Raw genomic sequence first — 21,637 nt, 5'->3', positions numbered from 1 at the left:
GCTCATTTCCATGACCACGCAGATCTCCCGGTTCCATCGGGCCGCCCTGGCCCTCGTCCTTCCCGTCGCCGTGATAGCGGCAGTCGCCGGGTGTGATGACTCGGCGGCGCCGAAGGCCGCGCCCGCGGCCAGTTCGGTAGCCGCGGTTCCCTCGACCTCGACAAGCGCGGCCGGCCCGGCAAGTGCGGCCCCCGCAGCGGGCTTGCATATGATCGCCAACAACGGGCATCAGCTTGCCTTCCACGTCACGCCCGGGAGTTCTCCCACCATCGTGCTGGACGCCGGCGGTGGCGAGGACTCCTCGTACTGGGATGCCCTGGTGCCGCAGCTGTCGCAGGCCACCGGATCGCAGATCATCACCTACGACCGGGCCGGTCTGGGCGCCAGCGAGGAGGTGAAGGGCCCATGGGACCCCAAGGCCGCCGCCTCCGACCTGCAGGCCGGTCTGCGTGAACTCGGCGTCACCCAGAACGTGGTCCTCGCGGGCCACTCGCAGGCAGGAGAGGTGGCCCACTACTTCGTCCTCGCGAACCCCGGCGTTGTCTCCGGGGCGGTGCTCATCGATGCCAACGTGCCGCAATTCTTCACCGACACCCAGACCCAACGCCTCGTCACGCTAACCGCGCCGCAGATCGAAGAGCTCAAGAAGGCGCCGTCGACGAAGGCGAACCGCCAGCTCATCGCCACGGCCGACAACTTCGGTCCCACGCACCAGGCGTACCACAAGGTCTCCTGGCCCGACGGCGTGCCCGTCATCTATATCGTGTCGGACAAGACACCCTTCGATGGATCTCCGCAGGACGCTCAGGCCTGGCGCGACGCGGCAGCGGCGTTCACCAAGGCGGGGCCGGACCGCACACTCGTCATCGCCGAGGGAAGCTCCCACGACGTTCCCCAGGACAAGCCCGCCCTGGTGCTCAAGGAAATCGAACGGATGACCGCCACCGTCAAGTAAAGGCCATCGGGCCGACGGCAGACAGGACCGGCGAGCCTGGTTGACCGGCACTGCCCGTAGGTGAGCGCGACAAGCCACACGGTCCGGATCCCGATGACGGCGAGGTGGTGGTCGAGATTCGGGGAGCGGGCCGGAACTGCCTACGCGATGGGTAGCGTGTGTGCGGGTGTCGATCGATCGAGCCGTCGATCGGCAATGCGAGCCTCCGTGGACCACGGACGGACACCATGGTCGCTGGATCCCGCGCGACGTGGGGGACACCGACCGTGGGGAAGTGCGGATCGCCGGCCAACATGAATCACCAGCCCGGCGGTTCGGCACGATGCGCAATGATGGAGTGAGATGACCGATAACAGCGGAACCGCCCTGTCCGGCGGCTCCTCGCCCTCGCGGGAGGGCTCCCGGCCGGGTGGCGTCGCTCGCAGCGGTCCGATTCCGCGCTCCGCGCTGGCCCAGCGGATGAGCCTGCTGGGCTGGTCGCTGGTGCTGGTGCCGGGCGCGGTCCTAGGTGCCGTGCTGGCCACACTCTGGATCACCTCGATATCGATCGCCGTGCTTGGCGTCGGAATCCCACTGACCCTGCTCGCGACCGTACTGGTGCGCTGGTTTGCCGACCTGCATCGCCAGTGGGCCGCCGACCGGCTCGGCGAACCGGTGCCCGCCCGGCCCTATCAGCCGACGCCGGGCGCCGGGTGGCCGGTGCGGCTCTGGACGATCCTGCGCGACCCGGCGACGTGGCGGGACTGGATCTGGTTGGTGGTCAACTCGATCACCATTTGGTTGAGTTGCGGACTGTCGCTGCTGTTCTTCGTCTTCGGAGTCGTTTACCTGATCTATCCGCTCATCTATCAGCTGACGCCTTCTCAGGTATTCCGCACTCCGCTGGGGGAGGGCTTCCGGCTGCACAGCGTCGCGCAGTCGTTCGGGCTGGTACCGCTCGGTCCGGTTTTCCTTCTGCTCTGGTACGTCACTGCGGTGCGCCTCGCGAACCTCAACGCTCGGGTGATCCGCGCTCTGCTCGGCCCCACCGAACAGGCGCGCCTGCGGGCCCGCGTCCAACAGTTGGCGACCTCGCGGGCTGAGGCCGTCGACAGCCAGGCCGGTGAACTGCGCCGAATCGAACGCGACCTGCACGACGGCGCGCAGGCCCGGCTGGTGTCGCTGGGTATGAGCCTGGGCTTGGCCGAACAGTTACTGCCCAACGATCCGCAGGCCGCCCAGCAGTTGCTGGCCGAGGCCCGCGAGTCGACCTCCAGTGCCCTCACCGAGCTGCGCGACCTGGTACGAGGCATCCATCCGCCGGTGCTGGCCGACCGTGGCCTGGACGGCGCACTCAAGGCCTTGGCCCTGGTCAATCCGATCCCGACCACGGTGGTGACCCGCCTACCCGGACGGCTGCCGGCCCCGATCGAGTCCGCGGCCTACTTCGCCGTCGCCGAGGCCTTGTCGAACGTCATCAAGCACGCCCAGGCCCAGCAGATCCGGATCACCGTGGAGTTCGCACCCCACCGGGGCGGCGCTGCCGGGGAACTGAGGATGCTGGTGTCCGACGACGGCCGTGGGGGTGCTTCGATCGATTCCGGCACGGGCCTGCGTGGCATCGTCCGTCGCCTGGCGGCCTTCGACGGCACGCTGACCGTTGACAGCCCGCCGGGCGGACCTACCGAGGTGAGGATGTCGCTGCCGTGCGTATCGTGATAGCCGAGGACCTCGCCCTGCTCCGCGAGGGCCTGATCAGGATCCTGCGGGCCAATTCATTCGAGGTCGTGGAAGCCGTCGACAACGGCCCCGCGCTGATCCGGTCGCTGACGACGCACCGCCCCGACGTCGCCATCGTCGACGTGCGGTTGCCGCCGACCTTCACCGACGAGGGGCTGCGTTCCGCGATCGAGGCCCGCCGCCAGATTCCAGGGCTGCCCATCATGGTGCTGTCGCAGTATGTCGAGCAGATCTACGCCAGGGAGCTGATGTCAGATCGCGCGGGCGCGGTGGGCTACCTGTTGAAGGACCGGGTTACGGACGTCGACCAATTCGTCGCCAGTGTCCGGCAGGTCGCTACCGGCAGCACCGTTATGGATCCCGACGTGGTGAGTGCGCTACTCACCCACCGCTCCACCGACCCTAAGCTGCTGGAGCTGAGCCCACGCGAGCATGAGGTCCTCACCCTGATGGCCGAGGGCCGCTCGAACGCTGCGATCGCCGCCCGGATGTTCGTCACCGAGAAAACCGTCAGCAAGCACAGCAACAACATCTTCACCAAGCTCGGTCTCAAGCCCTCCGAGGACGACAACCGCCGCATCCTGGCGGTCCTCGCCTACCTGGAAGGCTGAGTCCTTGGCCTCTGCCCCACCAGGAGCGCGACCGAGGAACTGCCGACCCGAGGAGTGGTGCCCGACGGTCACCCTATTCCGATGGTTCCAATATCCGACGTTGCCGGCACATCGACATGCGGGCCAGCGAGCGCACGCTGGAGGTCGCTAACGGACGGCGGCGAGGATCCGGTCCACCGGCTGGTCGGCGCGGAGCAGGACGGGGACGTCGGTCACCGTGGTGCCGCCACCGGCCGCGCCGAGCGGGGAACCCACCGCCCCGGTCCGCCCGCCCGGCGTCGCCGGCACGGTCACCGGCGTGTCCGCCGTCGACCAGAGCACCAGGGTGCTCGACCCGTCCCGGACGAACGCGACCCCGTTCAGCCTGCCGGCCACCGAGGCGGGCAGCGGCGTGACGGTGGCGTCCCGGGCCGCGTCCGCCAGGGCGGCCAACATCCGGCCGGCCTCGCGTTCGGTGCCGTCCGGGTCGAGCAGGCCGTAGCGGACCTCGCTGCCGGCCGCGTTGTTCGGGTTGTACGCCAACGGCAACCAACTGATTTCGCCGATCCCGCCGGCGGCGAGCAGGGTGACCGTCTTGACCATCTCGGCGGCCCGGCTGGCCGGGTCACCGTCGCCGTCGCGCCAGAACTGCCCGACCTCCCACGCCTGGATCGGCGTACCCGGCGGCGTGGTCGCGCGCAGGTAGTCCAGCAGCGGCGCCACCCCGCTGAAGTGCTCGTAGAAGTGCACCTGCCGGACGTCGACGGTGCGGTCGGTCAACAGCGACTCGGTGACCGCCAGGAAGCGCAGGCTGCGGCTGTTGGTCTCGGTGCCGAGCGCCCTGCGCAGCTGCGCCTCCCCGGTGACCGCCGGGATCTGCTGCCCCCGCGTGCCGACCCGACGCTGGAAGTACGCCTGGTAGGCGGCGACCGCCTCGGCCCCCCGACCGGCGCGCGCCAGCCGGTCGGCGACACCCATGCCGTACGCGACGCTGCTGATGCCGGAGTCGACCACCCGCGCCTTCGGGTCGGTCGCGCGGATCGTCTCGGCGGCGGCCCGGACCAGCCGCGCGTACTCCTCGGGGCTGCCGGCCCAGTAGCTCGGCGCGTTGACCTCGTTCTCGATGGCGTACTCCCGCACCCCGTACGGGCCGTAGCGCTGTACCACCGAGCGGACGAACCGTTGGTACGAGCCGAGGTCGGTGGGCATCGCCGACTCGGTCTTGTTCGCCGTGCCCCGGGTGTGGCGTGCGGTGCCACCGGTCGCCCAGCACACGCCGGTGCGGATCTTCAGGTGCAGGGTGATGCCCAGTTCCCGGCTGCGCGTGGCGATCTCGTCCAACCCGGCCCAGTCCGCCTGCCCCGAGGTCCGTTCGATCTCACACCAGGAGATCTCCTCGTACGTCGCCGAACCGGCGAGCCGGCGCAGGTACGGCTCGAACTGCTGGTACCGCGACCAGTCCCAGTGCGCGCCGAACGGGTTGCGCACCCCGTCCACGGTGCTGGTGGCTGCGGGTGCCGCCGTCGCGGAGGGGGTGGCGGCCGGTGGCGGATCGTCGTCGCCAGCGGTGCAGCCGGCGCTGAGCAGAAGTGTGGCGGTGACGGCGGCGGCGACGGCACGCAGCCGGCCCGGGCGGGTCACCGGTAGCCCAGGGCGCGCAGGGTCGGGCCGGAGAAGACCCAGACCAGAAGGCGGAGGAACGGGTCGAGCTCGCGGCGGTGGCTGCCCACCCGGGAGCCGTAGATCGGTGCGGTGTCGCCCACCGCCGCGCGTCGCCGCTCCGCCTCGGTGGTGTACTTCTGGGCCACGTCGTGCTGCTTGCTGTCGTAGTCGAGGATGCCGTCCTCCCACGGTTCGCCGAGGAACTCGAAGAGGCCCCGCATCGTCTTCTCCGGCTCGCCGACCGCCTGCTCGTAGCGCAGCTCGTAGTAGCGGTCCGCCGGCAGGGTGGCGCCGACCGCCCGCGCGGTGCGGATGTAGCGCGGCCACTTCACCACGCACTTCACCGCGGACCAGTAGCCGAACCGTTTGCGGTGCGAGACGACCACGTCGCGTCCGTCCCGGATGAGGTGCACGATCTGGGCGTCCGGGAAGACCTCGGTGACGAAGTCGAGCGACATGGCGTACAGCGGGGTCTTGTCGGCCCACCGGGTCTTGCCCCGGGCGGCGGCGTAGTCGGCGTGCACGCCGCCGAAGAAGTCCCGGATCCGGCGCAGCCAGTCCTCGCGCGGGAAACCGAAGCGGGCCAGCCGTTCCCAGTCCCGGCCGACGATCCGTCGCAGGTCCGGCAGGAACCGGGTCTCCGGGCCGCAGCTGATCCGCGAGTGCGAGTCCAGGACGAGGCGCACCATCGTGGTGCCCGACCGCTGGCAGCCGACCAGGAAGATCGGCGCGGTACGGGTTCCGGTCTCAGCCACGGTCGACCGCCTTCGTCGTCTCGGATCGGGCGTCGGCGGCGGCGCGGTCGAGCCGGTCGGTCAGCTCGTCGCAGTGCGCCCGGACGCGCCTGTCGATCGGTAGCCGTCGGTGGCCCGCCGCGCCGTGCGAGATGCGTGGGGCGATGTGCGCGTGCAGCCGGGGATGGTAGGGGAAGTCGAGGAAGGCGCAGAGCCGTCGGAGCTGCGCGGCGGGCTCGGCGACCAGGCTGTCGTAGCGGCAGAGCAGCACGTCCGCCCGCTGGTCCAGGCCGAGCTGGAAGAACAGCGAGTTGCGGACGTACCAGAACAGCGCCGCGCCGCTGTGTGGATCCAACCGCTGCGGGTCGTGGGCCCGGATCAGCTCGACGGTGTCGGCGTCGAGCCGCTGCCCCTGCCACCGTCGGCCGATGCTGCCGTCGGCGATCGCCCGTAGGGCCCGCAGGTTGGCGTCACCGAACTTGGCGACCTCGGAGCGGGCCCGGTCGTCGACGTCACGGTAGACCCACAGCGCGCGTCCGGGCGGCAGCCCCGGCAGGGCCAGCAACTCGTCCACCCGGTGGCTCTCGCAGAGCGGCTTGACCAGGACGTACGCGTGCCGGCTGCGGTGGAGGGTGGCGGTCAGCACCGGGTCCGGGCGCAGCTGGAAGCGGTGGAAGAGGGTGCCGTCGTTCTCGTTGCGGACCTCCACCTCGGGGGCGGCGTCCAGGCCCCGGACCAGCATGTTCGTGCCGGAGCGTTGCAGGCCGACCAGGTAGACCGGCATCGCCGAGCCGGGTGGGCGGCCGGCCCGCCGTCGCCAGCGTCGCTTCGCCAGGGCCGTGCCGATTCGCTCGACCGGGTTGAGGCGGTCCTCCTCGATCAGCCGTCCGACCCCCTCGGTACGCGCCCAGCGCAGGTGCCGCCGGACCCGCCGCGCGGTGTACGCGAGCGCGGAGACCTCGTCGTCGGCTGCCACGGGTCCTCCTCGTCGGGCACCGGCCCGGCCCGACACCAGAGCGGATGCGACCGGCGGCAGCCAGGCTATCGGGAGATCATGGCGGGAAGCCAGGCTGCGGACCGCACGGGCAGACGAAGATCACCCGTTCAGCCACAAGGCAAACGTGAGCTGGACTCGCCGACTCGCCCTGCATACCGTGGGCCCTGGCCGGGGCGGGCAGACCCCGGTCATCACCTCCGGGCCCGGTTCGCCCGATCGACGTGAGCAGGCCGAGTCGATGCGCGTGCTGCATGTGAACAAGTTCCTCTACCGCCGTGGCGGCGCCGAGGGGTATCTGCTCGATCTCGCCGACCTGCAACGGGCCGCCGGCGACACGGTGGCCTACTTCGGCATGAGCCACCCGGAGAACGAGTCGCCGCTGCCGTACGCCGAGCGGTTCCCGTCCGAAGTGGAGTTCGAGCCGGCGCCCAGCGGGGTGCGGCCCCGCGCGGTGGCCGTCGGCCGGATGCTCTGGTCACCGACGAGCCGCCGCGGGCTGGCCCGGGTGATCGACGACTTTCGGCCGGACGTGCTGCACCTGCACAACATCTACCACCAGCTCTCCCCGTCGGTGCTGGCGGCGGCCCGCGCGGCCGGTGTGCCGTGCGTGCTGACCATGCACGACTACAAGCTCGCCTGTCCGAGCTACCAACTGCTGGACCGGGGCCGCCCCTGCCAGGCGTGCGTCACCGGCGGCCCGTTGCAGGCGGCCCGTCGCCGCTGCAAGGACGGGTCGCTGTCGCGCAGTGGGCTGCTCGCCGTCGAGTCCTGGTTGCACCGGCAGTTCGACGCGTACGACCCGGTGCAGCTCTTCGTCAGCCCGAGTGCGTTCCTGGCCGACGTGATGCGCCGCGCGGGCGTCTACCCGGACCGGTTGCGGGTGGTCAACCACTTCGTCGACCTGACCGGCGTCGCGGCCAAGCAGACGCCCGGCGGCGGTGTCGTCTTCGCCGGTCGGCTGGCGCCGGAGAAGGGCGTCGACGTGCTGATCGAGGCGGCCGCCGCGCTGCCGGCCGGGGTCGGCGTGGACGTCGCCGGAGACGGCCCGGCCCGCCCGGAGTTGGAGGCGCTCGCCGCACGGCGGGTGCCCGGCCGGGTCCGGTTCCACGGCCGTCTCGACAAGTCGCGCCTGCACGAGCTGATCCGCTCGGCGGCGGTGGTCGCCGTCCCGTCCCGGTGGCACGAGAACCAACCGATGGCGGTGCTGGAGGCGTTCGCCTGCGGCGTGCCGGTGGTCACCACCGACCTGGGCGGGCTTCCCGAGCTGGTCGAGTCCGAGGTGGATGGTCGCATCGTCGCCGCCGATGCACCGACGGCCCTCGGCGACGCGCTCAACGACATCCTGGCCGACCCCCAGCGGGCGTACCGGATGGGCCGGGCCGGCCGGGCGAAGATCGCCGCTCAATTCACTCCGGACCGCCACCTGGACCGGATCCGTGGGCTGTACGCGGAGGCCGCCGAGGCGCTGCCCTCGCGACGGCGGGCCGGCCGTGCCGCCGCCGGTGGGGGAGCGGCCCGGTGAGCCCGGTGCGGGTGCTCTACCTCGCCGGCAGCGGCCGCAGTGGCAGCACACTGGTCACCACGGTCCTGGGACAGTTGCCCGGTTTCTTCGCGGCGGGCGAGCTGCGCTACCTGTGGCGGCGCGGCCTCCTGGAGAACCGGCCCTGCGGCTGCGGTTCCCCGGTGGCCGACTGCCCGCTCTGGGCCCGGGTGCGCGCCGACCTGCCCGACGCCGACCCGGCCGGGATCGCCGCCCGGTTGGCCCAGCGGCTGCGGCTGCGGGGGTTGCCCGCACTGCTGCGCCGCCAGCGTCGGGGGCAGCCGCCGGTCGCCGGCCACCCCGACGACACGCACCTGACCCGGCTCTACGCCGCGATCGCCGAACACGCCCTGGCCGGCCGGTCGGACGGTGTCATCGTCGACTCCTCCAAGCTGCCGCCGTACGGCGCCCTGCTCGGCAGCCTGCCCGGCATCGACCTGTACGTCCTGCACGTGGTCCGCGACCCGCGCGCCACCGCGTACTCCTGGCGTCGCCGACGCCCGCTGGACGGGCGCGCCGACGACCAGCTGATGAGCCGACCACCGGTGGGCAAGGCCGCGCTGCTCTGGCTGGTCTGGAACACCGCGACCGTACGACTGTGGGGTGGCCGCCGCCGTCCGCCGGGCCGCTACCTGCGGGTGCGGTACGAGGACTTCGTGGCCGACCCGGCCGGCACCACCGCCCGGATCGTCGGCTTCGTCGGCGCGACCCCGGACGCGCTTCCGTTCCCGTCACCGGCCACGGTGCGGCTCACCCCCACCCACTCGGTGGCCGGTAATCCGTCGCGGCACCGCACCGGGCTGGTCGACGTGGTCCCCGACACCGAGTGGCTGACCGGGCTCCCCACCCGCGCGTACGCCGTGGTGACCGGGCTGACCGCCGTGGCCCTGACCCGGTTCGGCTACCCGTTGCGCCGCCCGGCGGCAACCTCTCCCGCCGCGGACCCGGCCGTCTCCCCGTCACCCGCCACCCGGCAGGAAGGCTGAACGATGCTCTCACTGGTGGTGGGAACCGGTCGCTGCGGTTCGACCCTGGTCCAGGAGTTGCTCTCCCGGCATCCCGCGGTCGGCTTCGTCTCCGGCCTGGACGACAAACTGGCCCGGCTCAACCCCAAGGGCAGGTTCAACGGCGCGCTCTACCGGCGCTCGGCACCGCGCCCGGCGGGGATGACCTCGCTGCGCCACAGTCGACGGTTGCTGGAGCGGGGCCGGCTCCGGGTCGCGCCGTCGGAGGCGTACCACCTGCTCGACCGGCAGGTGCTGGCCGGCTTCTCCCGGCCGTGCCGGGACCTGCTGGCCGAGGACCTGACGCCGTTCGTGGCCCGGCGGCTGCGGGCCTTCTTCGACGAGCGGATCGCCCGCCAGGGCTGTCAGCAGTTGGTGCAGCACGTCACCGGGTGGCCGCGCACCGGCCTGCTGCACGCCGCGTACCCGGAGCTGCGGGTGGTCAACGTGGTGCGCGACGGCCGGGCGGTGGCCAACTCGTGGCTCCAGATGGGCTGGTGGGACGGCTGGCGCGGGCCGGACAACTGGATCTACGGCCCGCTCCCGTCCGACCTACGGGAGGAGTGGGTCGAGTCCGGTCGCTCCTTCCAGGTGCTCGCCGCGCTGGGCTGGAAGATGCTGATGGACGCCTTCGCCCAGGCCCGGCTGCGTCACCCGGCCCACCAGTGGCTGGACGTGCGCTACGAGGACCTCGTCGAGCAGCCGCGCGAACAGGTCGGCCGGATGCTCGACTTCCTCGGCCTGGGCTGGTCGGCCGCCTTCGAGAAGGGCTTCTCCCGGTACGACTTCGCCGTGGGCCGGGCGGAGGCGTACCGGGACGAACTCAGCCCGGCGCAGCTCGCCGCGATCGAACGGGTGCTGGAGAAGCCGCTGGCCGAGTGGGGCTACCCGGTCTAACGGCGTGGGTCAAGGTCCTCGCTATCGACGGACGTCACGAGGGGCGGCTAATCTTTGGCCCCACATTATCGATGTGAGGAGATGCGATGGCACGCCGTACCGGCCGACCCTCCTATCAGCTGGACAAGGCCGACGTGCACCGCCAGCGCACAATGCGCTTCGCGGCCGTCGCGGGCGTGATCGCACTGGTCACCGCGTTGCTCGGTGGGTTGATCGGCTACCAGGTGGGCCGTCCGGACGCCACCGAGGCGACCATCGCGAGCCTCAAGGAGGCCGAGGCGAAGCGGGACGCCCAACAGATCGCGGAGCTGATCGAGACGGCCCGACGGGTCCGCGACCAGGTCGCCCCGGTCCTGACCGCCATCAAGACGGAGACGACCGGCGGACGTGCCCCGGATCCGGCGAAGGCGCGCCAGTGGCAGGAGGTCATGCGTCAGGCGGCGGCGCCGTTCGCCGACCCGCCGTCGGGGACCACCGCCACCAACGTGGCGCGCGGAGGGTTGCGCGGTGCGGTCCAGCAGGCGTCGCTGGCCGTCGACACCTACGCCCTGACCGCCAATGTTCCGTCCGCGCAGCGTGCGGCCCTGCTGGACATCACCGCCCGGCAGGCGGCCGAGGCCGCGACGATCTGGTCGGTCGCGGCGACCCAGCTCGACCAGATCAGCGTCGATGCCGGCAAGGGCCACCAGCATGTGTTCCTGGACACAGACCCCCACGGAGGGGCCCTCACCCCGGACGGGGCGGAGGAGGGAACGGGCGGCTGAGGCGCATTCCGGGCCAAGTGTCGGGTTTGCCGGTGAGGGCCGGCGTGCCGCACCGGCTGAGCGGTCGCCGCGCGATCTGGGGGCGACGCGCCGGATCGGGTACGGTCGCTTATCGCAAAGTCTATGAATCAGATTGGCTTTCTGTGCAATGGAAGCCGAATCGGAGGGACACAGCCGTGAGGTTCCCAAGCGCCGTCCGTCAGGCCGGCCTCGTCGTGGCCGTCGCCGCCCTCGCGCTGAGCGCGGGTTGCGCGAAGAAGGACGACAGTGAGGTCCAGGCCAGCGGCGTCAAGCTGGTCGCGGCGGGCAAGCTGACCGTCTGCACCCACCTGCCGTACCCGCCGTTCCAGTCGAAGGACGCCAGCGGCAAGGTGACCGGCTTCGACGTCGAGATCATGGATCTGGTCGCCAAGGAGCTCGGCGTCGAGCAGACGATCATCGACACCCCGTTCGAGGGGATCAAGTCCGGCCAGGACCTCAACACCGGCAAGTGCGACGCGGCTGCCGCCGGCATGACGATCACCGAGGAGCGGCGGAAGGTGATCGACTTCTCCGATCCCTACTTCGACGCCACCCAGGCGATGCTGGTGAAGACCGGCAAGACGTACAAGTCGCTCGACGACCTCAAGGGCAAGAAGCTCGGCGTCCAGGCGGCCACCACGGGTCGTGACTACGCCAAGAAGCTCGAGACGGAGAAGGGCCTGAAGCTCGTCGAGTTCGAGGACCTCGCCGCCCTGCAGCAGGCCGTCGCCAACGGCCAGGTCGAGGCCGCCATCAACGACCTGCCGGTCTGGACCGAGTACCTGAAGAAGAACCCGGGCGGGTTCGAGGTGGCCGCCGAGTTCGACACCGGCGAGCAGTACGGCTTCCCCGTGAAGAAGGACGCCAACCCGGAGCTGCTCAAGAAGATCAACGAGGTGCTGGCCAAGGCCAAGCAGGACGGCACGTACAACACGATCTACGAGAAGTGGATCGGCAAGCGGCCGAGCGCCTGAGCCGCGTAGCGGCCGAGCGTCTGAGCACCGCGCAGTACCGGAGGGCGCGCGTCCCGCACGCCCTCCGTGCCCTTTACCTCCGGGAAGGCAACGAGCGAACGTGAAGCTGCGACGCCGCCAGCGGGAGCGGCTGTCCCTCGGGCTCCAGTACCTGGTCTTCATCGCCATCATCGCCACGGTGCTCGTCGCCGCGGACTGGGACAGGTTGGCCGACGCGTTCTTCCGCGTCGACATCATCAAGTCGATGTTCCCGACGATCATCACGGTCGCGCTGCGCAACACCATCCTCTACACGCTGGGCGCGTTCGCCTTCGGCCTGGTGTTCGGCACCATCCTGGCGCTGATGCGGCTGTCGAGGGTGGCGCCGTACCGCTGGGTGGCGACGGCGTACATCGAGCTGTTCCGGGGTCTGCCCGCGCTGCTGGTGCTCTTCCTCGTCGGGTACGGCATCCCGATCGCCTTCCCCGAGCGCGAGATCCCGGGCGGGGTGTTCGGTTCGATCGCGATCGGCCTCGGGTTGACCGCCGCGGCGTACATGGCGGAGACGATCCGGGCCGGCATCCAGGCCGTGCCGAAGGGGCAGATGGAGGCGGCGCGGACCCTCGGCATGTCGCACTTCACCGCCATGCGCACGATCGTCATCCCGCAGGCGTTCCGGATCGTGATCCCACCGCTGACGAACGAACTCATCCTGCTCACCAAGGACTCGTCGCTGGCCTACGTGCTCGGCGTGACGGCGCAGACCATCGAGATCACCAAGTTCGGTCGGGACATGCTCAACGACCGGGTGAACGCGACCCCGCTGCTGGTGGCCGGCCTCGCCTACCTGGTGATCACCCTGCCGCTGTCGCAGGTGGTACGACGCCTCGAACTCCGCTACGCCAAGGCTCGGTGACCCCCATGACGACCACCCCCTCCCGCCCCGCTGTGGAGATCCGCGACCTGCACAAGTCCTTCGGGCCGCTCAAGGTGCTCAAGGGCATCGACTTCGAGGTCGGCCAGGGCGAGGTGGTCTGCGTCATCGGCCCGTCCGGCTCCGGCAAGTCGACCCTGCTGCGCTGCGTCGACCTGCTGGAGGAGCCGACCGCCGGCAAGATCTGGGTGAACGGGGTCGAGATGACCGACCCGGACGTCGAGATCGACGCGGTCCGCCGCGGCATCGGCATGGTCTTCCAGTCGTTCAACCTGTTTCCGCACCTGACCGTCCTGAACAACCTCACCATCGCCCAGCGCCGGGTGCTCCGGCGTGGTCGGGCCGAGGCCGAGCGGATCGCGCGGGCCAACCTGGAGCGGGTCGGGCTGACCGACAAGGCCGACGTGTTCCCGGCGCAGCTCTCCGGTGGGCAGCAGCAGCGGGCGGCGATCGCCCGGTCGCTGTCGATGGAGCCGAAGCTGATGCTCTTCGACGAGCCGACCTCCGCGCTCGACCCGGAACTCGTGGGCGACGTGCTCACCGTCATGCGCAAGCTGGCCGAGGACGGCATGACGATGATGGTGGTCACCCACGAGATGGCGTTCGCCCGCGACGTGGCCGACCGGGTGGTGTTCATGGATGGCGGCGTGGTGGTCGAGCAGGGGCCGCCGCAGGAGGTGCTCGGCGCGCCGAAGCACGAGCGGACCCGCGCGTTCCTCTCCCGGGTCCTCGACCCGACCCACGTCGCGCAGCTCGGTCAGCCGGACCAGTCGCCGGCGCCCTCGCCGGCTCCCAGCCTGCCGACGGACGACCGCCACAACCTCTGACCACAGCTCCCGTACGTCCTTCCCGCCGGGTTGCCACCTCGATGGCAGCCCGGCGTCGAGCTGTGCGCTGCTTTCCGTTGCCGATACGGGTAGCGGCGTACACCCGCGAGCGACCCGGCCGAGGACCCTGCGGTCGACGGCCTGTGTGTCAGCTTCATGTCAATCGACCGACGTCGTGATGTCAAGGTAATCTTTTTGCAATCAGACCTGTACTTTTGTCGATGGATTACATAAGTTGCTGTCATCCATCGAAAGTTCTGAGTCTTCCGAGCAAAGCCCGCGACGAGCCTCACCCTCAGTCGTGCCACCGCCCGTGCTCGGCGGTCGATGCACCCTGCCCTCGTCGCGTCTTCGCCCGGTCGGGAACGGAGACCCATGGACGATCACGCTGGTGGCCCTCACCGCCACCTGTCCCGCAGATCGCTGATCGCCACCGGAGCGCTCGCCGCCGGGGCGTTGGGCGCGTCCGCCCCAACGATCGGCACAGCGTTCGGAGGCAGCCCGGCCCGGGCCGCCGCCGGTGTCACCAAGAAAGTCACCATCTACGCCGAGCAGTTGCCCGGCAACCTGTTCGGGTACGGCCTGGCGCCCGGTCAGGCCACCGTCCCGGGCCCGATCCTGGAGATGTACGAGGGTGACACGCTGGAGGTCACCCTGGTCAACACCACCACCCAGCGGCTGTCCATCCATCCGCACGGGGTGGACTACAGCACCGAGTCCGACGGCAGCCCGTTCAACGACTCGTTCAACAACCCCGGTGAGACGCGGACGTACGTCTGGCGCTCCCACGAGATGGTTGCCGCGGCGGGTCGGCGGTACATGCCGGGCAGCGCCGGCTACTGGCACTACCACGATCACGCGATGGGCACCGACCACGGCACCGCCGGTGTCGCGAAGGGACTGTACGGCGCGCTGATCGTCCGGCGGCGCGGCGACATCCTGCCGTCGAAGCAGTTCACGGCCGTGTTCCACGACATGATGATCAACAACAAGATGGCCCCGGCGACCCCGATGTTCGAGGCGAACCTGGGCGAGCGCGTCGAGTGGATCGCCATCGGCCACGGCAACCTGTTCCACACCTTCCACCTGCACGCGCACCGGTGGGCGGACAACCGCACCGGCATGTTGGAGGGGCCGAGCGATCCGAGCCTGGTGATCGACAACAAGGACCTCAATCCCGGCAGCTCGTTCGGTTTCCAGGTGCTGGCCGGAGAGGGCGTCGGACCTGGCGCGTGGATGTACCACTGCCACGTGCAGACGCACTCCGACGGCGGCATGGCCGGGATCTTCCTGGTGCGCAACGCCGACGGCAGCATGCCGCCGGGCGCAGAGGAGGCGATCCACCGGTTCCAGGGCCACACCCACACGCACGGAAGCTGACCGAACCGAAAGTGGGGACGGGCATGACCCGAAATTTACGACGAACCCTCGCCGCGGTAGCGGCCTTCGCGGCGCTGATCCCGGCGACGACGGCGGCCGCGGCCGCACCGCGAACGGCGGCCGCCGCGCCGGCGGCACAGCCGCAGAAGACCGCGGTCCTGGTGTTCCACGGCCCGGTGGCCGAGCAACAGGACCCGGTCTCTCGCGCGGTGGACACCATCAAACAGCTTGGTGCCATCCATGACATCGATGTCACGGCCACCACCGACCCGGGTACCTTCACCGCGGCCGGGCTGTCCGCGTACCGCAGCGTGGTCTTTCTCTCCGCGACGGGCGCCGCGCTCAACCGCGACCAGGAGTCGGCGCTGCAGAGCTACGTCAAGGCCGGCGGCGGTTTCGTCGGCATCGCCGACGCCGCCCGCGCCCAGGTCGACTCCACCTGGTTCACCGGGCTGATCGGCACCCGCCCGGCCGGCGCCATCCCGGTGGCCGAGCCGGTGGCCCGAGTGACCGCCAGCGGGGAGAACCCGCCCAACGAGACCAAGGAGAAGCTGACCGACGGCGACGCCAACACGAAGTGGCTCGTCCGCACCCCGACCGCCTGGGTGGCGTACGAGTTGAGCGCACCGAAGCGGATCACCGGGTACGCGCTCACGTCGGCCAACGACTCCTCCGGTCGGGACCCGAAGGACTGGACCCTGCAGGGCTCCACGGACGGTCAGAGCTGGACCGACCTGGACCGCCGCACCGGGCAGACCTTCCCGGAGCGGTACCAGACCCGACGGTTCGACATCGCCGCGCCGCAGGAGTTCACGCGCTACCGGCTGAACGTCACCGCGAACAGCGGTGAGCCGCTGGTTCAACTCGCCGACCTGCGCCTGTTCACCGGCAGCACCACCGCCCCGGAACCGCCCGCGGTGAACCGCGCGGTGGTGAACATCCTGGACCGCAAGCACCCGGCCACGGCGTCGCTGCCGCTGACCATCACCCGCTCCGACCGCTGGGAGAACTGGGACCCGAACCCGATCGGCACCGTGCACACGCTCGCCCAGGTCGAGGAGCGGCACTACAACCCGGGGGCCAGCGCCAACGGCGCCTTCCACCCGGTGTCCTGGTGCCGGGACTACGACGGCGGCCGGTCGTTCTACACCGGCATGGGCCACACCGAGGGCAGCTACGGCGAGGAGGCGTTCCGTACGCACCTCGCCGGGGCCCTCAACTGGACCACCGGTCGGGTACGCGGTGACTGCCAGGCCACCATCGCCGCGAACTACAAGGTGGAGCGACTCACCGCGGCGAACCAGACCGGGCAGCTGGACCAGATCGGCGAGCCGCACGGGCTCACCATCGCGCCGGACGGCACGGTCTTCTACGTCGGCAAGGCGGCCTGCCCGAGCGGCCCGATCGCGGACTGGACCAACCCGAAGGTCGGCCTGGGCTGCGGCACCATCCACTCCTGGGACCCGCGTACCAAGCAGGTCAAGCTGCTCACCACCCTGGAGGTGATGGGCAACCGGGGCAGCGGCTCCGAGTTGGTCAAGAACGAGGAGGGCCTGCTGGGCATCGTGCCCGACCCCGCGTTCGCCGAGAACGGGTGGCTCTACGTCTACTGGATGCCGCACGAGTCGGTCGACCGGGAGAAGCGGGTGGGTCAGCGGACCGTCTCCCGGTTCACCTACGACCGGCAGGCGCAGACCATCGACCAGGCCACCCGCAAGGACCTGTTGCAGTTCCCCGTGCAGATCCACAGCTGCTGCCACGCCGGCGGCGGCATGGCGTTCGACGCCAAGGGCAATCTCTACGTCGGCTCCGGCGACAACAACTCCTCGGAGGGGTCGCAGGGCTACGCGGGCAACAACTGGACCCAGGAGTACGAGGGGATCTCGTTCCAGGACGCCCGCCGCACGTCGGGTAACACCAACGACCTCGCCGGCAAGATCATCCGGATTCACCCGGAGGCGGACGGCACGTACACCATCCCGGAGGGCAACCTGTTCCCACCGGGCACCGAGAAGACCCGGCCGGAGATCTACGTGATGGGCGTGCGCAACATTGCCCGCCTGCAGATCGACCCGGTGCACCAGTGGCTGACCGCCGGCTGGGTCGGCCCGGACGCCTCGTCGCCCAGCCCCACGCTGGGCCCGGCGAAGTACGAGACGGCCACCATCATCACCTCGGCCGGCAACCAGGGCTGGCCGTACTGCATGGGCAACCGGCAGCCGTACCGCGACCGCAGCAACACCGACGCGACGGTGCTGACCGGCTGGTACGACTGCGACAACCTGAAGAACACCTCGCCGCGCAACACCGGACTGGTGGACATCCCGGCGGCCCGGGACAACATGATCTGGTACTCGCCGGACGGCGGCGGCCCGGTGTTCCCGAAGCGGACCGACGGCAGCGGCCTGCCGACCTACGTGGCCGCCGACGCCACCTACACGCAGCCCTACCTGCGCGGCGGCGGGCAGGCCATCATGTCCGGCCCGACGTACCACCGCAGCCTCGTCGACACCACCAGCGGCGTGGCCTGGCCGGAGCACTGGGACGGCAAGTGGTTCATCGGCGACCAGTCGAACGCCGCCAACCGGGTCGCGGTCACCGTCGACCCGGCCGGCGTGCCGCAGGCCGCCCCACCGGTGTACGCCGAGTCGCTGCGGGCCATCATCCCGGGCGGCAACGGCGACACCAAGTTGCAGAGCTGGATGGACGCGAAGTTCGGCCCGGACGGCGCGCTCTACCTCCTCGACTACGGCGGCGGGTTCTTCAGCCTGCACGCCAACCAGAAGTTGATCCGGATCACCTACACCGGCGGTGCGCCCACCCCGGCGCCGGCGGCGACCTCGGTCGCCGTGCAGAACAAGCCGCTGACCATCGCCTTCACCGGTTCCCGCTCCGGCGGCGTCAGCCACCGCTGGGAGTTCGGCGACGGCACCACGTCGACCGAGGCGGACCCCCGGCACACGTACGCCACGGTCGGCACCTACACCGCGAAGCTCACCGTCACGTACGCCGACGGTCAGACGGCGACGGTGCAGACCACGGTGACGGTGGGCTGCGCGGTGCCCGACGACCGAGCCACGGTGTGGCTCGGTGACACGGACACCGGGGTGCCCAGTCGCACGGTCGGGCAGGGCTGCACGGCCAACGACCTGATCGACGACGAGAGCACCTGGGCCGACCACAACACCTTCGTCCGGCACGTGACCGCGGTGACTCGCGAGTTGCAGGACGACGACCTGCTCAGCGCCCGTGAGGCGGGCACCCTGACCCGCCTGGCCGCGGCGTCGGAGATCGGCCGCGCCGGCCACACCGGGTACGAGCCACTCTTCGACGGCACCGCCGAGTCGCTGCGCGGTTGGCAGCAGGCGCCGTCGGGATCGTTCGGCATCCAGCCGGACGGGTCGCTGCGCTCCAGCGGTGGCATGGGCATGCTCTGGCACACCAAGGAACTGGGTGACTTCTCGCTGAAGTTGCAGTTCCGGGACATCGCGCCGGGCACCGGCCGGGCCAACACCGGAGTCTTCACGCGGTTCCCGGACCCGCGCATCCCCCTCGACCAGCGCCCACCGGACAGCTGCGGCACGGTCGGGTCGGCGCGGACCTCGCAGGCGTGGGTGGCGATCTACTGCGGACACGAGATCCAGATCTACGACGGTGACACCGGCGAGCCGCAGAAGACCGGCTCGGTCTACAACTTCGACACCGTGCCGCTGGCCCAGGCCGGCGTGACGCCGAAGAACGAGTGGAACGACTACGAGATCCGCGTCGTCGGGCAGCACTACACGATCATCCGCAACGGCGTGGTGATCAACGAGTTCGACAACACGCCCGGCAAGCAGTCGTCGCGTGCTGGCGACCCGCCGACCGACCTGCGGCAGTTCCTGCGCGGCTTCATCGGTCTGCAGAACCACGGTGACAACGACCTGGCCGAGTTCCGCAACGTCCGCGCGCGGGAACTCTAGGAGAGACGATGACCCGACGACTGACGGCCGCGCTGGCGGCGCTCCTGCTCACGGTGATCCCGTTGGCAGCAACGCCCGCCTCCGCCGCCCCTCGCGCCGCCGCCGACCAGGTGTTGACCTGGACCGCCGACGACAGCATCACCCGCTACAAGTCCGCGCCCACCACGGCGGTGGCCGGAGCGACCACGATCATCTGGGAGAACAGCGCGGCCACCGGCAACACCACCGGGATGCCGCACACCCTGACCTTCGACACCAGCACCGAGGGCTACAACCACGACGTCACAGTCAACATCCTGGCCAGCCCGTTCGACGCCAACGACGGCCGCCACCAGGCGACCGTGACGCTGACCCCGGGCCGGTACCGGTACTTCTGCTCGATCCCCGGCCACAGCTCGATGGTCGGTGAGCTGGTCGTCACCGAGGGCGGTGGCGGCGGCGACACCACCGCGCCGACGGTGACCGGCGCGGTCTCCGGCGACCAGGACCAGGACGGCAACTACCTCGGCGCGGCCACGGTGACCGTGACGGCCACCGACGCCGACTCGGGGGTGCAGACCGTCGAGTACCAGGTGGACGACACCAGCTTCCTGCCGTACACCGCGCCGGTGCGGGTGACCGCGATCGGTGACCACGCCGTGCAGTTCCGCGCCACCGACCAGGCCGGCAACACCAGCGCCGTCGGCTCGGTGTCGTTCCGGATCGTCGAGCCGGGGGAGGAGGACACCACCGCGCCGGTGGTCACGGCCGCACTGGCCGGCGACCGCGACGGCGACGGCAACTACATCGGTACGGCCACCGCCACGCTGACCGCCACCGACAGCGGATCCGGTGTCGCCACCATCGAGTACGCGCTGGACGGTGCGGCCTTCACCGCGTACACGAACCCGATCGTGGTGAACGCGGCCGGAACGCACATGCTGCACTACCGGGCCACCGACGTCGCCGGTAACACGTCGGCGGAGCAGATGGCCCACTTCACCGTCGTCGAGCCGCAGGCCGAGGACACCACGCCACCGACGGTCGCCGCCACGGTGGCCGGTGACCGGAACGACGACGGCGCGTACGTCGGCGGCGCGACCGTGACGGTCACGGCCACCGACGCCGAGTCGGGGGTGGCGAAGATCGAGTACGCGCTCGACACCGGAGGCTGGACGGCGTACGCCGCTCCGGTCGCGGTCCGCACGCCCGGCGCGCACACGGTGAAGTACCGGGCGACCGACACGGCGGGGAACTCCTCCGCCGAGCAGTCGACGACGTTCACGGTGGTGGCCGACGGCACCGACCGCTGCCCCGACTCGGACACCAGGGCCACCGTGGTCATCGACGGCGGCGATACCGGTGTGGCCAACGTGGACACCGGCGACGGCTGCACCATCAACGATCTGATCGACGAACACGCCGAGTATCCCGGCCACGCCGAGTTCGTCCGGCACGTCGAGGCGGTCACCGCCGCGCTCGTGACCGGCGGCACGCTCGACCGGCGGCAGCAGGGCGCCATCGTCCGGGCCGCGGCCCGATCGGACGTCGGCGCATGAGTCCTCGAACCTCATCGACAGGGAGTACAACGATGCCCGGACGTACCGTCGCCAAGCTGGCCACCGTGAGCGCCGTCATCGCGGCCTCGGTGCTGGCCGTGGCGCCCAGCGCACACGCCGATCTGGTCACCCACTGCATCGGCACCGGCGGCGCGGTGACCGTGCCCAACGACCTGCTCGTGCCCGCCGGCGAGTCCTGCGCGCTGACCGGCACCACGATCACCGGCAACGTCACCGTCGCGGCCGGCGGCAACCTGGTGGTGACCGGTGGCCGGGTCAGCGGTGAGGTACGCGTCGCGGCCGACGGGTACCTCGACGCCACCGAGACGACCGTCGACGGCCAGGTGGTGCTCGCCGCCGGGGGGTACGGGATCTTCCTGAAGGACGCCCGCACCGGCACCGTCACCGTGAAGCCGAAGGGCTCCACGACCATCGACAGTTTCCTGTTCGCCGAGGCGTCGACGGTCACCGGGCACGTCAACGTCGGTGCCGGTGAGGTCCGGCTCGATCGCGGCACCCAGGTGCAGCGCAACCTCAGCAGCACCGGCACCTACTACACGGACCTGCACGACTCGTTCGTCGACGGCACACTGTCGGTGCTCAACAGCGCCACCGGCAGCGTGGTGTGTGGCAGCGCGGTCCAGGGTCGGGCCACCTTCGCCGGCAACCTGGGCGGTGTGCAGCTGGGCCCGAACGGCAGCCTCGACAGCTGCGCCTCCGGCGGTTACTGGGGTGGGGACGTGAGCGTCACCAGCACCACCGGTGGCGTCACCGTCGACGACAACATCATCAACGGCCAGTTGGCGGTGACGTCCAACGACCCGGCCGCCCAGGTGGCCGCGAACAACCGGATCCGTGGTGGCGTGACCGGTGACCAGGCTGCTCCGACCACCAACCGGGCGGCCCGGGCCGCCGCCCCGGAGCGCGAGGACGCCGGTGACCAGCGGGCCGAGGTCCGCCGTACGTCGGCGGTGCAGGAGGCCACCGAGGCGGGCGCGGCGAAGCTCTAGACGAGTAAGTCCTCACCCTGGCTGGGGCGATGGGCGGGCGGGGGGGGGCCGGGGGCCCCCCCCCCCCCGGCGCGGGGGGGGGGCGGGGGGGGGCCCCCCCCGCGGGGGCAAAAACAGGGGGGTAGACCCCCCCCACCACACACCCACGGG

General features: G+C 70.7%; 17 protein-coding genes. 14 read left to right on the top strand and 3 right to left on the bottom strand.

Annotated elements, in window-relative coordinates; all coding sequences use genetic code 11:
* Positions 1-10: 10 nt before the first annotated feature.
* The 3 genes from ACIBD9_RS31545 to ACIBD9_RS31535 all read left to right on the top strand — a co-directional run bounded on the left by ACIBD9_RS31545 (position 11) and on the right by ACIBD9_RS31535 (position 3,285).
* Positions 11-955 (top strand): alpha/beta fold hydrolase, encoded by a 945-nt coding sequence (locus ACIBD9_RS31545; RefSeq protein WP_396723135.1) that lies wholly within the window; start codon positions 11-13, stop codon positions 953-955.
* A gap of 342 nt (positions 956-1,297) precedes the next feature.
* The gene (locus ACIBD9_RS31540; RefSeq protein ID WP_396723133.1) at positions 1,298-2,653 is read left to right on the top strand and encodes a sensor histidine kinase; all 1,356 of its coding nucleotides are present in this window, start codon (positions 1,298-1,300) and stop codon (positions 2,651-2,653) included.
* Entirely contained in the window at positions 2,641-3,285 is a 645-nt protein-coding gene (locus ACIBD9_RS31535) for a response regulator transcription factor (RefSeq protein ID WP_210781654.1), read from the top strand. Before ACIBD9_RS31540 ends, ACIBD9_RS31535 begins: the two co-directional genes overlap by 13 nt.
* Positions 3,286-3,432: 147 nt before the next feature.
* Here ACIBD9_RS31535 and ACIBD9_RS31530 read toward each other — a convergent pair whose 3' ends face one another.
* The 3 genes from ACIBD9_RS31530 to ACIBD9_RS31520 are packed head-to-tail and all read right to left on the bottom strand — an operon-like array spanning position 3,433 to position 6,636.
* The gene (locus ACIBD9_RS31530) at positions 3,433-4,905 is read right to left on the bottom strand and encodes a hypothetical protein (protein WP_396723131.1); all 1,473 of its coding nucleotides are present in this window, start codon (positions 4,903-4,905) and stop codon (positions 3,433-3,435) included.
* Positions 4,902-5,681 (bottom strand): sulfotransferase family protein, encoded by a 780-nt coding sequence (locus ACIBD9_RS31525; RefSeq protein ID WP_396723129.1) that lies wholly within the window; start codon positions 5,679-5,681, stop codon positions 4,902-4,904. The genes ACIBD9_RS31530 and ACIBD9_RS31525 overlap by 4 nt, the downstream gene beginning before the upstream one ends.
* Positions 5,674-6,636 carry a hypothetical protein gene (locus ACIBD9_RS31520; protein ID WP_396723127.1) on the bottom strand — a complete coding sequence of 321 codons (963 nt, stop codon included), beginning with the start codon at positions 6,634-6,636 and terminating at the stop codon, positions 5,674-5,676. The genes ACIBD9_RS31525 and ACIBD9_RS31520 overlap by 8 nt, the downstream gene beginning before the upstream one ends.
* 259 nt (positions 6,637-6,895) lie before the next feature.
* Between ACIBD9_RS31520 and ACIBD9_RS31515 the strand changes: the two genes are divergently transcribed.
* The 11 genes from ACIBD9_RS31515 to ACIBD9_RS31465 all read left to right on the top strand — a co-directional run bounded on the left by ACIBD9_RS31515 (position 6,896) and on the right by ACIBD9_RS31465 (position 21,487).
* Positions 6,896-8,179, top strand: coding sequence for a glycosyltransferase family 4 protein (locus ACIBD9_RS31515; protein ID WP_396723125.1), 1,284 nt, complete (start codon positions 6,896-6,898; stop codon positions 8,177-8,179).
* Positions 8,176-9,183 carry a sulfotransferase family protein gene (locus ACIBD9_RS31510; protein ID WP_396723123.1) on the top strand — a complete coding sequence of 336 codons (1,008 nt, stop codon included), beginning with the start codon at positions 8,176-8,178 and terminating at the stop codon, positions 9,181-9,183. The genes ACIBD9_RS31515 and ACIBD9_RS31510 overlap by 4 nt, the downstream gene beginning before the upstream one ends.
* Before the next feature lie 3 nt (positions 9,184-9,186).
* Complete coding sequence (locus ACIBD9_RS31505; protein WP_396723120.1) at positions 9,187-10,098, top strand: sulfotransferase family protein; 912 nt, start codon at positions 9,187-9,189, stop codon at positions 10,096-10,098.
* A gap of 86 nt (positions 10,099-10,184) precedes the next feature.
* The gene (locus tag ACIBD9_RS31500; protein ID WP_396723119.1) at positions 10,185-10,862 is read left to right on the top strand and encodes a hypothetical protein; all 678 of its coding nucleotides are present in this window, start codon (positions 10,185-10,187) and stop codon (positions 10,860-10,862) included.
* 176 nt (positions 10,863-11,038) lie between these two features.
* Positions 11,039-11,857: a basic amino acid ABC transporter substrate-binding protein gene (locus tag ACIBD9_RS31495; protein ID WP_396723117.1), complete on the top strand. Its 819-nt coding sequence runs from the start codon at positions 11,039-11,041 to the stop codon at positions 11,855-11,857.
* A gap of 100 nt (positions 11,858-11,957) precedes the next feature.
* On the top strand, positions 11,958-12,752 hold the full coding sequence (locus ACIBD9_RS31490) for an amino acid ABC transporter permease (protein WP_091406922.1): 795 nt from the start codon (positions 11,958-11,960) through the stop codon (positions 12,750-12,752).
* A 5-nt stretch (positions 12,753-12,757) separates the two neighbouring features.
* Positions 12,758-13,597, top strand: coding sequence for an amino acid ABC transporter ATP-binding protein (locus ACIBD9_RS31485; protein ID WP_396723115.1), 840 nt, complete (start codon positions 12,758-12,760; stop codon positions 13,595-13,597).
* 375 nt (positions 13,598-13,972) lie between these two features.
* Positions 13,973-14,977, top strand: coding sequence for a multicopper oxidase domain-containing protein (locus ACIBD9_RS31480; RefSeq protein ID WP_396723113.1), 1,005 nt, complete (start codon positions 13,973-13,975; stop codon positions 14,975-14,977).
* Between the two features lie 23 nt (positions 14,978-15,000).
* Entirely contained in the window at positions 15,001-18,939 is a 3,939-nt protein-coding gene (locus ACIBD9_RS31475; RefSeq protein WP_396723111.1) for a ThuA domain-containing protein, read from the top strand.
* Positions 18,940-18,947: 8 nt separating this feature from the next.
* Complete coding sequence (locus tag ACIBD9_RS31470) at positions 18,948-20,477, top strand: OmpL47-type beta-barrel domain-containing protein (protein ID WP_396723109.1); 1,530 nt, start codon at positions 18,948-18,950, stop codon at positions 20,475-20,477.
* A 32-nt stretch (positions 20,478-20,509) separates the two neighbouring features.
* The gene (locus ACIBD9_RS31465; protein ID WP_396723106.1) at positions 20,510-21,487 is read left to right on the top strand and encodes a hypothetical protein; all 978 of its coding nucleotides are present in this window, start codon (positions 20,510-20,512) and stop codon (positions 21,485-21,487) included.
* Positions 21,488-21,637 lie beyond the last annotated feature (150 nt).

Origin of the sequence: Micromonospora sp. NPDC050784 (assembly GCF_044456765.1) — a bacterium.
Lineage (GTDB): Bacteria > Actinomycetota > Actinomycetes > Mycobacteriales > Micromonosporaceae > Micromonospora > Micromonospora foliorum.
This window is presented reverse-complemented; position numbering and strand designations above follow the sequence as displayed.

What these genes read in the sequence shown, in the direction of transcription:
- ACIBD9_RS31540 (WP_396723133.1), top strand. Translation starts at nt 1,298, where the DNA reads ATGACCGATAACAGCGGAACCGCCCTGTCCGGCGGCTCCTCGCCCTCG.
- ACIBD9_RS31475 (WP_396723111.1), top strand. Translation starts at nt 15,001, where the DNA reads ATGACCCGAAATTTACGACGAACCCTCGCCGCGGTAGCGGCCTTCGCG.
- ACIBD9_RS31470 (WP_396723109.1), top strand. Translation starts at nt 18,948, where the DNA reads ATGACCCGACGACTGACGGCCGCGCTGGCGGCGCTCCTGCTCACGGTG.
- ACIBD9_RS31545 (WP_396723135.1), top strand. Translation starts at nt 11, where the DNA reads ATGACCACGCAGATCTCCCGGTTCCATCGGGCCGCCCTGGCCCTCGTC.
- ACIBD9_RS31515 (WP_396723125.1), top strand. Translation starts at nt 6,896, where the DNA reads ATGCGCGTGCTGCATGTGAACAAGTTCCTCTACCGCCGTGGCGGCGCC.
- ACIBD9_RS31500 (WP_396723119.1), top strand. Translation starts at nt 10,185, where the DNA reads ATGGCACGCCGTACCGGCCGACCCTCCTATCAGCTGGACAAGGCCGAC.
- ACIBD9_RS31465 (WP_396723106.1), top strand. Translation starts at nt 20,510, where the DNA reads ATGCCCGGACGTACCGTCGCCAAGCTGGCCACCGTGAGCGCCGTCATC.
- ACIBD9_RS31480 (WP_396723113.1), top strand. Translation starts at nt 13,973, where the DNA reads ATGGACGATCACGCTGGTGGCCCTCACCGCCACCTGTCCCGCAGATCG.
- ACIBD9_RS31485 (WP_396723115.1), top strand. Translation starts at nt 12,758, where the DNA reads ATGACGACCACCCCCTCCCGCCCCGCTGTGGAGATCCGCGACCTGCAC.
- ACIBD9_RS31505 (WP_396723120.1), top strand. Translation starts at nt 9,187, where the DNA reads ATGCTCTCACTGGTGGTGGGAACCGGTCGCTGCGGTTCGACCCTGGTC.